General features: G+C 35.4%; 12 protein-coding genes. 8 read left to right on the top strand and 4 right to left on the bottom strand.

Features of this window, described 5'->3' with window-relative positions; translation table 11 throughout:
• Positions 1–22 precede the first annotated feature (22 nt).
• Positions 23–1,516 carry a Ppx/GppA family phosphatase gene (locus tag H3T44_RS01135; protein ID WP_110438170.1) on the top strand — a complete coding sequence of 498 codons (1,494 nt, stop codon included), beginning with the start codon at positions 23–25 and terminating at the stop codon, positions 1,514–1,516.
• A 331-nt stretch (positions 1,517–1,847) separates the two neighbouring features.
• Here the strand turns inward: H3T44_RS01135 and H3T44_RS01130 are convergent, their stop codons facing one another.
• The 4 genes from H3T44_RS01130 to H3T44_RS01115 form a co-directional block, all read right to left on the bottom strand.
• Positions 1,848–3,317 (bottom strand): PepSY domain-containing protein, encoded by a 1,470-nt coding sequence (locus tag H3T44_RS01130; protein WP_198195633.1) that lies wholly within the window; start codon positions 3,315–3,317, stop codon positions 1,848–1,850.
• Positions 3,318–3,490: 173 nt separating this feature from the next.
• Positions 3,491–3,739, bottom strand: a complete 249-nt coding sequence (locus tag H3T44_RS01125) for a hypothetical protein (RefSeq protein ID WP_110438167.1) — start codon at positions 3,737–3,739, stop codon at positions 3,491–3,493.
• Between the two features lie 385 nt (positions 3,740–4,124).
• Entirely contained in the window at positions 4,125–4,760 is a 636-nt protein-coding gene (locus tag H3T44_RS01120) for a uracil-DNA glycosylase (protein ID WP_198195631.1), read from the bottom strand.
• Positions 4,761–4,822: 62 nt separating this feature from the next.
• Entirely contained in the window at positions 4,823–5,368 is a 546-nt protein-coding gene (locus H3T44_RS01115; RefSeq protein ID WP_110438165.1) for an NYN domain-containing protein, read from the bottom strand.
• 179 nt (positions 5,369–5,547) lie between these two features.
• Here H3T44_RS01115 and folK point away from each other — a divergent pair, with 179 nt between their 5' ends.
• From folK to era, 7 genes are all read left to right on the top strand, one after another.
• Positions 5,548–6,045 (top strand): 2-amino-4-hydroxy-6-hydroxymethyldihydropteridine diphosphokinase, encoded by a 498-nt coding sequence (folK, locus tag H3T44_RS01110; RefSeq protein ID WP_155568222.1) that lies wholly within the window; start codon positions 5,548–5,550, stop codon positions 6,043–6,045.
• A gap of 57 nt (positions 6,046–6,102) precedes the next feature.
• A complete protein-coding gene (rpoZ, locus tag H3T44_RS01105) occupies positions 6,103–6,510 on the top strand; it encodes a DNA-directed RNA polymerase subunit omega (RefSeq protein ID WP_110438163.1) in 408 nt (135 codons plus the stop codon).
• Positions 6,511–6,581: 71 nt separating this feature from the next.
• Positions 6,582–8,849 (top strand): bifunctional (p)ppGpp synthetase/guanosine-3',5'-bis(diphosphate) 3'-pyrophosphohydrolase, encoded by a 2,268-nt coding sequence (locus H3T44_RS01100; protein WP_110438162.1) that lies wholly within the window; start codon positions 6,582–6,584, stop codon positions 8,847–8,849.
• 16 nt (positions 8,850–8,865) lie between these two features.
• Entirely contained in the window at positions 8,866–9,288 is a 423-nt protein-coding gene (acpS, locus tag H3T44_RS01095) for a holo-ACP synthase (protein WP_122123716.1), read from the top strand.
• 69 nt (positions 9,289–9,357) lie between these two features.
• Complete coding sequence (gene lepB, locus H3T44_RS01090; protein WP_198195629.1) at positions 9,358–10,218, top strand: signal peptidase I; 861 nt, start codon at positions 9,358–9,360, stop codon at positions 10,216–10,218.
• Complete coding sequence (rnc, locus tag H3T44_RS01085; protein ID WP_198195627.1) at positions 10,215–10,967, top strand: ribonuclease III; 753 nt, start codon at positions 10,215–10,217, stop codon at positions 10,965–10,967. Before lepB ends, rnc begins: the two co-directional genes overlap by 4 nt.
• The gene (era, locus tag H3T44_RS01080; RefSeq protein ID WP_198195625.1) at positions 10,967–11,851 is read left to right on the top strand and encodes a GTPase Era; all 885 of its coding nucleotides are present in this window, start codon (positions 10,967–10,969) and stop codon (positions 11,849–11,851) included. The genes rnc and era overlap by 1 nt, the downstream gene beginning before the upstream one ends.
• Positions 11,852–11,951: the final 100 nt, after the last annotated feature.

Here is an 11,951-nt window from a genome sequence, read left to right as displayed (position 1 = left end):
TTTTGCCTCAAAGGAAATAATAATGATCCATTCCTCTTCCTCAATACGATCAGCAATTGTTGATTTGGGCTCGAATTCCGTTCGTTTAGTTGTTTTTGAAGGAAGGGAGCGTAATCCCGTAATTATCTTTAATGAAAAAGCCACACTTAGATTGGGAAGCGGGTTGGAAAAAACAGGTAAACTCAATCCGCAAGGCGTCTTGTTAGCCGAAGATGTTTTTAAAAGGTTTTATGCAATTGCCACGACAATGAAGGCGGATCCATTTGTTGTCCTAGCGACTGCAGCGGTTAGAGATGCAGATGATGGACATGAATTTTTAAAAAAATTGCATAAATGGATGCCTTGTGTACCTGTTCAAATATTGACTGGCGAACAGGAAGCGGATTATGCCGCTGCAGGTGTAATGTGCAGTATTCCGAATGCGGACGGTGTTGTTGCGGATATTGGTGGTGGCTCTATGGAGCTGGTGCAAATTTCAAATCAGCAGCGATATAATGCACAAACCTTGTCTTTGGGTGTTATTCGCCTGATGGATCGTGCAGGCAAGAAAATTCCAAAAGCGAATGTTATTGCGGGTAGGGATATAAAATCGGTTAAATGGTTGCATGAATCCAAAAAGAAAAAATTATATTTGGTCGGTGGCGCTTTTCGGGCAATGGCACAATTATATATGGAATACACTTCTTATCCGATTTGTATCGTTCATTATTACACGCTTTCTTATAATGAAGCAAAAATTCTTGTAGATTGGATTTTACTTAAGCTAAAAGATGGAAATTTAAATACACAGGCCTTAATTCATAAAAGGTTAAACGATTTACCATATGCCGCCACGGTGTTGAAACAGTTATTAATGATTTTGAAACCGTCAAAAATTATTTTTTGCGCAGAGGGGGTTCGGGAAGGTTGGTATATGCGAAATGTTATTGCCGAAAATAATCGTAATCAAAACCCACAAGAAGCTGCAGCTTTAGATATTTGTAAACGATTGGGTCGTGTACAGGAATTTCCTTCCGCCCTGATCAAGTGGACAGATTCACTTTTTAATAATGAAGATCAGGATATGCAGCAAAAACGCTGGGTAGCCTGTATGATTTCTGATTGTGGTTGTCATGACCATCCAGCCTATCGTAAAGAGCAGGCTTATTATCGTATTTTACGAATGGCCGGCATGGCGTTTGATCATCAGTTGCGAGCCTTTTTGGCCTTGACAATTGCGATACGTTATGATGCCACCATGAATGATAAATTTCTGTCTGCTTCCAAGAAAATTCTTTCTCCTAAACATTATGAACAGGCCGTAATATTGGGACTGGCATTTCGATTGGCATATACATTATCAGGAAATCTTCCCAACCTTTTGTTGAGAACACGGTTAAAAGTTGGGAAAAAGAAACTTACATTATATTATTATCATCATCTGGATGCTGTTATCAGTGAGACAGTCTCACGTCGTTTGTCCCGATTAGGTCAATTGATGGGTCTTGATACGAAATTACTGCCTGACCATAAATGAATAAATTTATATAGATACTTGCCTGACTATGAAGCAAATATAGAATGAAATTTGTCATTCCATTTTAAAAAAAATTGAGGAAAGTAACTTATCACGATAGTGACTGCAAGCGCATTGATGGAAGTCAGGTTGACCCCAATTATCCAGCCTATCTTCCTCCAACATAAATGACAAAGTATAAAGCTGCAAAATATAAGCAACACACTGATAATTTTACAATAATATTTTATTTGTTCGTTTGAATACTGGTTTGGTAGTTTATCTTGAAATTTCTTCAGACTGCCAGCAAAAACGAATATGCCAAGAATATTTAACGTTATAATAAGTATGATCATGATAGATAAGATTTTTTATTTAAATATGAGCAAAACAATAATGAAACAATACCTAAAATAAAAACTGTGCCATCCATTTTTATAAAAAGGAAATTTCCATTCAGTAACGAGGCTCTTATCAGGATATTATTGAATAACAGATCCACAATAGGAAGAAGTAGACAGAGATAGCTGAATATTGTCATTAATTTTTTTAAGGCATGATTTGTATAGTTAAAATATGCTGATAAAAAACCGTAAATGCAGACAAGAAGACATATTGTGAAAAATAAAAAAATTTCATTATGGATTCTGTTTGGAAAATCAAAGGGAATAAATCGATTGATCCATAAAAGGGATATGAATCCTATAAGAGTTCCCATAATGACGCTAGTATTAATTCCTTCAATTGTTTTATATCCAATATAGGTTATTTTGTTTGTAAAAATTTTATTTTTATGGCGATTAGAATAATATAAAAGACCAAAAGCTACGCAAAACGCACTGCCCAATCCTAATATAAAATTGATAGTTCTGAATATGGCTCCACCTGCCCTGGCCATATGAATGCCAAAAATAACTTTTTCAGGATAACCAAACATGGGGGATAAGGAAGAATGTGATGTTAATTTTCCTGTAGTTTTATCAAAACCAACTAGATTTTTAAAACTGGTTAGATGACTATTGTTCGCTTCACTTATTTTTATTTCTTTAGGAGTAAAAAAAATGAATCCTGCGGGATTATTAAAATAACGTTCAGTTTCATTAACTAAATTGAGTAAATTTTGTTTAGATAATGTGTTCAGATTGTCTTTATATATATTTTCAGGTTTTGATTGAGGATGAGGAGAAGGTAGATAATGAGGAATGATGAATAAAAAACCGCTTAATGCTATTATAAAAAAAAATGGCAAGAAAATTATTCCAATGGAGGTATGATAATTAAGTTGTTGTCGAAGGGGGGTAGCCTTGACCTGAAGGTTAAAAAGCATTTTGATAAAGGGTTTATAATGTAAAATCACACCAGTAATGATTGAAAGAATAAAGAAAAAAGCGACAATAAGTAAAATAAATTGTCCATATCTAGGATTCATATATAGTTTTTTATGAATGGAAACGATAAATGAAGCGCCTGCTGTATTTCGGACTGGAATAATATTCCCTTCATGAGGGTCAAGAACAATATTGCGTTTTATATTGCCCTTTAAATAGGAAACATATAGATAGGGATCGCGAGAAGAGGGAAGTTTAATTAAATTTTTGGGCATATTTTGGCTATATGTCCAAATTTTGTAGGCATTATCCAGTGCCTTGGAGGAAAGGGGGGCCGGTTTGACCCGTGCAAGTTCTGGCCGCATCCATTGATTGATTTCACTATCAAATAAGGTTAGGCTGCCTGAAATAATAATTATAAAAAGAAACCATCCACCTGCCAGCCCTATCCAGCGATGAATGGATTTTATCAAGAATAAAGTTTTTTGATGCATAATATGATTTGTAACGCTTAATGATAATAATTATTATTATCAGAAATAATAAAAAAGCAATAGTCTTGACATTATTATAGAGGAATTTAAATTTTTTATATATAAATAATAATTATAATAATAATGAAATATTTATATATAAAAAAGAATTCAGATGGCTGATAAGTAATAAGTTAGGTATTTTCAACAATTGTGATGGAAGCCTCGGGAACTCTTTGCAATTGGATAATATCCTTGTCTATATTTTCAAGAGATGTTGTGTCTGTATTATTGATTTGTCTTATGGCATGAAAATTGATGCATGAATTTTTAAGGGAATATCTTATTTTTATGACCTTCCATAGTTGATCAAGATAAAAAATGATATTTCCACAATTAATGTTTTGTACGGGGATATCTCTTACATTTATTTTAGAAGGCATAGTATTTCCTATCATAGTATAAGTATAAGATTTGTGTTTTGTTTTATAAAGGTTGTTTGTAGTTTTAATTTAGTTATATTTGTTTTCTTTTAATAAAGGTATTTATTTAATAAAATTAAAGAGTATATTTGAATATTTTAAATAAAATGAGTAGATAAAAATATCAGCAAAATCTATTGCAATTTTTAGAAACAAAATTTTTTATTTTAATTGAAATGGGTTATTTTATTTAGAAAATATTATAACTTGTAAAAAACTGTAGAATTTAAGTTATGACAGTAGAGATGGCTCTTGGAATATTCCCGTTATTTGTTTATGGATTATTAGTTGTAATAATGATCTTGATAATTATTTTTCAATTTTTTTTAAAAAAGAGAAAGTAATCCTAATCAAGTTTGACGTGAATAGATTCTATCAAATTTTCAAACATTTCCGTTGTTAATAATCTGGTACTCGTATTATATTTTGATACATGATAGCTGTCGACCAGAGATATTTTTTCATTTAGTTGAATATATTGTCCATGCTTGAATTTCACTTTAGAATTCGAAATGTTAAAACATGACAAAATATTTTTATGTGCAATTACACCCAACGCCAAAATAATTTTTAAATTCATCATATTTTCAATTGCTGATTTCAAATAAGGGCGACAGTTTTTTTCCTCTTGCGTTGTGGGTTTATTTTGAGGTGGCACGCAACGAACGGCATTTAAGATTTTACAATTGATCAGGGTCAAACCATCATTGGGATCAGCCTGATAGGTTCCAGAGGCAAATTTGTATTTGATAAGAGTATTGTAGAGTAAAATGCCTGCATAATCTCCCGTGAAAGGACGCCCGGTCAAGTTTGCCCCTTTTAATCCCGGAGCTAGACCAACAATAAGTAATTCTGAATCAATATTCCCCCAGGTTGGAACAGGTGCATTCCAGCCTGTGGGAAATTTTTCTTTATTTTTTTCTCTAAAATTTTTAAGACGAGGACAAATGCTACAATTTATGTCAGGTGTTAAATTTATCATGAAATTAAATATTTTTTGAAAAAATAGACTGTAATAAAATTGGATATAAAGATTATGTATAGTTATTGTTGGGCTTCATTTGGCCGTCGAGTGAACTCGGGTGCAATGCTTGTTAATTCAATAAATTGATCGGCTTGTCTTCTTAATTCATCACCAATCATGGGTGGGTTGGTTTTGATAGAAGATACGACAGAAACACGTACCCCCTGTCGTTGAACGGATTCAACAAGGCGTCGTAAATCGGCATCACCACTGAATAATATGGCATGATCAATTTTTGGAGCGATTTCCATCATATCGACAGCCAATTCAATATCCATGCTTCCTTTTACCCGTCGCCGACCATTTTGGTCTGTAAATTCACGGGCATTCTTGGTAACCAGAAGAAATCCATTATAGGCCAACCAGTCAGTCAGGGGTTTTAATGGAGAATATTCTTCTGTATCTAGGACGGCAGAATAATAATAGGCACGAATGACGTTACATTGTTTTTTAAAAAAATTGAGTAAATTTCTGTAATCGACATCAAAATTCAGATTACGTGATGCGGAATAAAGGTTTGCTCCATCGATAAATAAGCAGACCTTTTCATTATTTTTAAGAAACATTTATAAGCACCTTAAAATTTTTGAAAGCAGGAGTTAAATAAGAATAAAAATCGTTATACATAATTTGTTTTATCAGTTATATCAACATTTTATAGGTTATATCAATTTTACATTAAAAGGCGAGATATTTTGTATCCTTGTGATGTAAATTTATTTATTTAGGTAATTATTACAAAACTATGATTATTATTTCAGTCGGAAGCAACCTTCCAGGAGCATGGGGAGACAACCCTTATGAAATGTGTCAAAAAGCATTTTATTATTTGGGTAAAAAACTTAATGATACCTCCATGGTCGTTTCTCCAATGTACCAAACTACACCAATTCCGCCGTCATCTCAACCTTTATATATAAATGGTGTCATATTATTTGATAGTCAAATTCCATGCAAAGATTTACTGTCAATTTTAAATGATTTGGAGGACAAAGCAGGTAGAATACGTCAAAAGATAAATGAATCTCGCCCGCTTGACCTCGATATAATCGCATATCATGACAAAATCATCAAAGATTCATCACGATTGATCGTGCCGCATCCCCGGGCACATTTAAGGGCTTTTGTTTTATATCCCTTAAGAGATGTATTGCCAAATTGGGTTCATCCCGAAAGCAAGAAATCACTTGATGAATTAATATCAGAACTACCACCTGATCAGGGTATTGAACCTTATATTTGATTTCTTGATAAAAATATGATATTGGTGAAATCCTTTTGAATCTGGAGATTAATTTGAATGGCACGCGTTACTGTAGAAGATTGTGTTGAAAAAATTCCTAATCGTTTTGAATTGGTGCTTTATGCTTCACAACGAGCACGCAACATTTCAAGAGGTGAGGCGTTAACTATAGATCGTGACAATGATAAAAATCCAGTGGTTGCCCTAAGAGAAATTGCAGATGAAAAAATTGATCTTGCAACAATTAAAAATGATATTATCCGTACGCTGACTCGTGCTCCTGAACCTGAACCAGTGGAGGAGGAGGTTGCAGATCTGATCCCAGCGGAAAAAAATATCTTTGGCCTTCAAGATGTTTCAATCGAGGAAGAGCAGGCCAAACCAACAAATTCCTTTGAGAACATTAATCAGATCATGCATGAATTGGATCGTCGTCGTATGGCTTCTGAAAATAAAGAGGAATAATTTAATTTTATTTTTCAGTTTTATAATCTATAAAATTAAATAAGAGTGTCATTTAATTTTTTGGATTATAAGTGGAAAATATCAGCTTTCCCATAGCCTTGAGTGAAAGCAATCAAATTGATTGCGCTGGATTAATTGATCGTATTCGGAAATATGAGCCGGAGGCGAATGTTGCTTGTGTAGAGAAAGCTTTTAGAATTTCTGTTCAAGCACACGAGAAACAGTATCGTGACAATGGGGCCCCATATATTACACATCCTTTGGCTGTGGCAAATATTTTGGCTCATATGAAAGTTGATATTGCCTCTATCGTAACAGGTCTTTTGCATGATACGATAGAAGATACAGAAATTACCCGAGAATTTATAGAAAAAGAATTCAGCAAGGTTGTTGCAGATTTGGTGGATGGCGTTACCAAACTGACAAGGCTTGAATTACAATCTGATAAGACAAAACAAGCTGAAAATTTTCGTAAACTTGTCTTGGCGATGTCCAAGGATATACGTGTATTGATTGTCAAGCTTGCTGATCGTCTGCATAACATGCGTACTTTACACTATGTTCAAAGACTGGATCGTAGGCAGCGTATTGCTCGTGAAACAATGGATATTTACGCGCCATTGGCCGAACGTATCGGAATGGATAATGTGAAAAGGGAATTGCAAAATATTGCATTTTCTGTTTTGGAACCTGAGGCAGATGCTTCTATTAAAGCGCGTTTAAATTTCTTGCGTGGACAGGGTGCAGATATTATTGAGGAAGTCTGTGCCGAGCTTAAGGCAATCTGCCAAAAGGGTGGGTTGAAGCAGGTCGAGGTAACGGGAAGGGAAAAATCTTGTTACTCTATTTGGGAAAAAATGCAGCGAAGGCAGGTTACCTTTGAACAGCTTTCCGACATAATGGCATTTCGAATTGTGGTTGAAACCAAAGAGGATTGTTATACAGCCCTTGGTATAGTGCATAGTCACTACCCTGTTGTAGCCGGACGTTTTAAAGACTATATTTCAGCGCCCAAGGCCAATGGTTATCAGAGTATTCATACGGGGGTAACCTTGCGTTTTCCTCGCAATCAGAAAATTGAAATTCAAATCCGTACAAGAGAGATGCATGATATTGCTGAAAATGGTGTTGCGTCTCATTGGATATATAAGCAGCTGCCGATTATTAACAAAAACAGTAAAAATAATGACCAGGTTATTGGCATTGCTGCCAAGATGAAAAAATTACGCTGGGTTCAGGATCTTCTTGAAATTCTTGAAGATTCAACAGCTCCAGATGAATTTTTGGAAAATACGAAGCTGGAATTATATCAGGATCTCGTTTTTTGTTTTACACCGAAAGGGGAATTGATCCAGCTACCAAGAGGAGCGACACCTGTCGACTTTGCCTATGCGGTTCATAGTCAGGTTGGGGATCGTTGTGTTGGTGCAAAAGTGAATGGACGACTTATCCCCTTGCGCCAAAAATTAAAAAATGGTGATCAAGTGGAAATTATGACTGCACGGGAAGGTAACCCTTCTCCATCCTGGGAAAGATTTGTAGTTACTGGAAAAGCCAGAGCTCGAATTCGTCATTTTGTAAGTAATCAACAAAAAGAATTGAAAATGGAAGCTGGACGCGTTGCGTTGGCTAAGGCTTTTCGGCAGGAAGGTGTTGATGGATCACAAAAAATTCTTGAAACTGTTTTAAAGAATTTTAAACAAACCTCTCTTGATGAATTATATATAGCGGTGGGTAGCGATAATATTTCTGCCAAAGATATAGTATATGTTGCTTACCCAGAATTAAAACCTATTAAACGTGCCCCTCGTTTTGTGCCCGGGTTAAGTGATAAAGGCCGTATTAGCCAAAATAAAAATAAAGACGATCATAAATTCTCTTCCCCATTGAAAGGTATGGATAAGGGAATTGTGGTTCATTTTGCGGGTTGCTGTCATCCAATTCCCGATGATGCCATTGTTGGTATTGTTGCAACAGGCAAGGGGATCACTATTCATCGCAAGGAATGTTCAACATTAAACAGTTTTTCTGCTACCCCAGAACGTTTTATGAGTTTGGACTGGGACTATGATATATTAAACCAGGTGAATAGACAGAAAAATTATACAGCGCGTATTAAAATTGTGGCGGAAAACGACAACGTCATTCTGGCAACTATTGCCAATCGTATTGTTCAGTATGATGGCTCTTTGATAAATTTGAAAATTGTTAACCGACATATGGATTTTATCGAAATTCTTTTGGATGTGGAAGTTAAAGACCTTACACATTTAAATCAGGTTATCAATGGTTTGCAAATGGTCAAGGGGATTGTCCATGTTGAACGATCATGTTCATGATTAATGGAGAAATAAAGTGATTATTGGTATTGGGTCAGATTTATGTGACATTCGTCGTATCGAAAAAGTCATTACACACCATAAGGAACGTTTTCTTCATCGTATATTTACTGATAAAGAGATAAAAAAGGCTGAAATGCGATCAGACAAACTTAAGTCTGGGACTTATGCCAAGCGGTGGGCAGCAAAGGAGGCCTGTGCCAAGGCATTGGGTACGGGATTTACAGAAGAGGTTTTTTACAAGGATATTGAAATTGTCAATAACGAAAAAGGTAAACCAACATTAAGATTATATAATGGCGCTTTCAGATCTTTACAAAAATTAATTGATAAAAATAAAAAAACGAATATTTTACTGACCATGAGTGATGAATATCCTTATGCATTTGCGCAAGTTATTATTGAAATGCTTCCAATGAATACCGTAAATGAACAGTGATCGTGACACTTTGAAATACCGCATCTAAATCGGGCACCTATTAGGAATTTAACAAGATAGATTGTTTATATGGAAAATAATCAGGATAAGATAAATAAACCTGTAAAAGATACAGGAAATAATGAAAAACATGATTCAATATGGCATCAGATCAAGGAATTGATTTCTACTATCTTTTGGGGTGGTCTTATTATTCTTGTTATACGCATTTTACTATTCGAGCCCTGCAATATCCCATCTGGTTCAATGATCCCGACCCTTCTGGTTGGGGATTATATTTTTGTTAGTAAATACAGTTATGGGTATTCTCGCTATTCCTTACCTTTCTATCATCCGGATCTTAAAGGCAGGCTATGGTATAAAGCTCCGAAAAGAGGAGATGTAGCTGTTTTCAGAAGTACTAAGCCTCCCTACGATTACTACGTAAAAAGAATTATCGGTTTGCCGGGAGACACTGTTCAGGTAAAAAATAGTGTTTTATACGTAAATGGCAAGGCCGTTGAACGTCAATTTAGAGGAGAATATCACTATAAAGAGAATTCTTCTGTTCCTGTTGAAGTGGATCATCGATTTACTGAATTCCTACCAGCCAATAGTAAAATTGTTAAACACGATATTCTGCAAAAAGATTTTGATGAATATGAACAATCTCCCTATTTATGGAATGGGGAATTAAACGTAAATAATACTGTTATCTACAAGGTGCCTCAGGGACATTTTTTCGCTATGGGTGATAATCGTGAACATAGTGCGGACAGTCGATTCACAGATCCTAATTCGCCAGATTATCTTGGATATGTCCCAATTGATCACTTAATCGGGAAAGTGCAGTTTATTTTTTATTCTTATGATGGTCAGCATCCAGTTTGGCAATTTTGGTATTGGCCAGTTGAAATACGTTGGGATAGATTGTTTAAAGCGGTAAAATGACAAAAATAACTATTAACTCCCTGAATTTTTCTGAAAAAGAACTTGAAAATAAACTGGGATATGAATTTGTAAAAAAGTCATTGTTCCGAAAGGCTTTAACCCATCGTTCCGCAGTGTATGAACAAAAATATGCACATAAAAAAAGGAAAAGGGCCCGGTCAAATGAACGGTTAGAGTTTATTGGTGACCGTGTTTTAGGATTGGTGATGGCGGAATGGTTATTGGAACGTTTTCCGGATGAGCAGGAAGGTGATCTTGGACCTCGTCATGCCAATCTTGTGTCCAAAACAGTTTTGGCAAAAATAGCATCAAAACTTGAAATTCATAACAGTATTCATGTTGCGTCACATGAAGAAAAAGCCGGGGTCAATTATACCGAAAGTGTTCTGGCTGATGCTGTAGAGGCTATTTTGGGGGCGATGTATCTTGATGGAGGACTTGAACCTGTCAGAAAATTCGTCCGTAAATTATGGGTTGATATTATGAAAGCGCAGGCGCTGCCTCCCAAAGATTCAAAAACAGCATTGCAAGAATGGCTGTTGACAAGAGGATTGCCTTTACCAGTGTATGAATTGGTTTCCCAAGAGGGTCCGTCCCATACGCCTGTATTTATTATAAACGTCAAGGCACAAAATATGGAGGGACAAGGTAAAGGGGGAAGCAAAAGAAGTGCACAGAGTGCGGCAGCCAAGGATTTGCTGGGCAAACTAAATAAGGTTAATAAAATCAAGAGACAGGATAATAAGTGATGCGTTGCGGTTTTGTTGCATTAATAGGCGCACCAAATGCTGGTAAATCAACTTTGTTAAATCAAATGGTAGGGGCGAAATTGTCAATTGTCAGCCCTAAGGCACAAACAACAAGAATGAGGATATTGGGAATTGTTATGCATCAGCAATCTCAAATTCTTTTGGTCGATACACCAGGTATATTTAAGCCTAAAAGACGTCTGGACGAATTGATGGTTTCAAATGCCTGGACCGGTGCGGTGGATTCAGATATAACCCTTTTTATTCTGGATGCACATAATGGATTAAATGAAGAGATTAACCTTATAATTCAAAAATTGAAGGAAACTAGCCGCCGTATTTGGTTGGTATTAAATAAAATTGATAAAATTATCCCCCAGAAACTGTTACCTCTTGCAGATCAGGTTAATAGTTTACTTTCAATAGAACGTAGTTTTATGGTGAGTGCGAAAAAGGGGAATGGTGTAAATGATTTAATGGAAGCACTGGCAAAAGAGGTTCCTGAAGGGCCATGGCTATATCCAGATGATGATTTGACCAATTTGCCAGACCGGTTGCTTGCTGCCGAGTTGGTGCGTGAACAAATTTTTATGAAGACTCATGAAGAAATTCCTTATGCAATAACCGTTGAAACAGAAAGTTACAAAGAAAAATCTGATCATTCAATACGGGTTGATTTGGTAATATATGTCTCTAAACCCAATCACAAAGCGATTATAATTGGGCATCAAGGACAAAAAATACGAATGATCGGTGAACGGGCCCGAAAAGAACTTTCTCGTTTATTGGAACGGCCATGTCACGTTTTTTTAACAGTTAAGGAAAGAAAGAATTGGGATAGTGAAAATAATCGATTAAAAGCCATAGGGCTTGATCTTTCATAGGGTAAGCATTGTTTGTTAATCAATTAAAATTTATTTTCATTCTTTCAAAATTTTAATGGCTGATATAATATCTTTAACCACTTAAAAAAAACTTTATTTA

The organism is Commensalibacter sp. M0355 (genome assembly GCF_016101365.1).
Taxonomy (GTDB): Bacteria; Pseudomonadota; Alphaproteobacteria; order Acetobacterales; family Acetobacteraceae; genus Commensalibacter; species Commensalibacter melissae.
The sequence above is the reverse complement of the archived record's forward strand: the minus strand, read 5'-3'. Positions and strand labels throughout refer to the sequence as shown.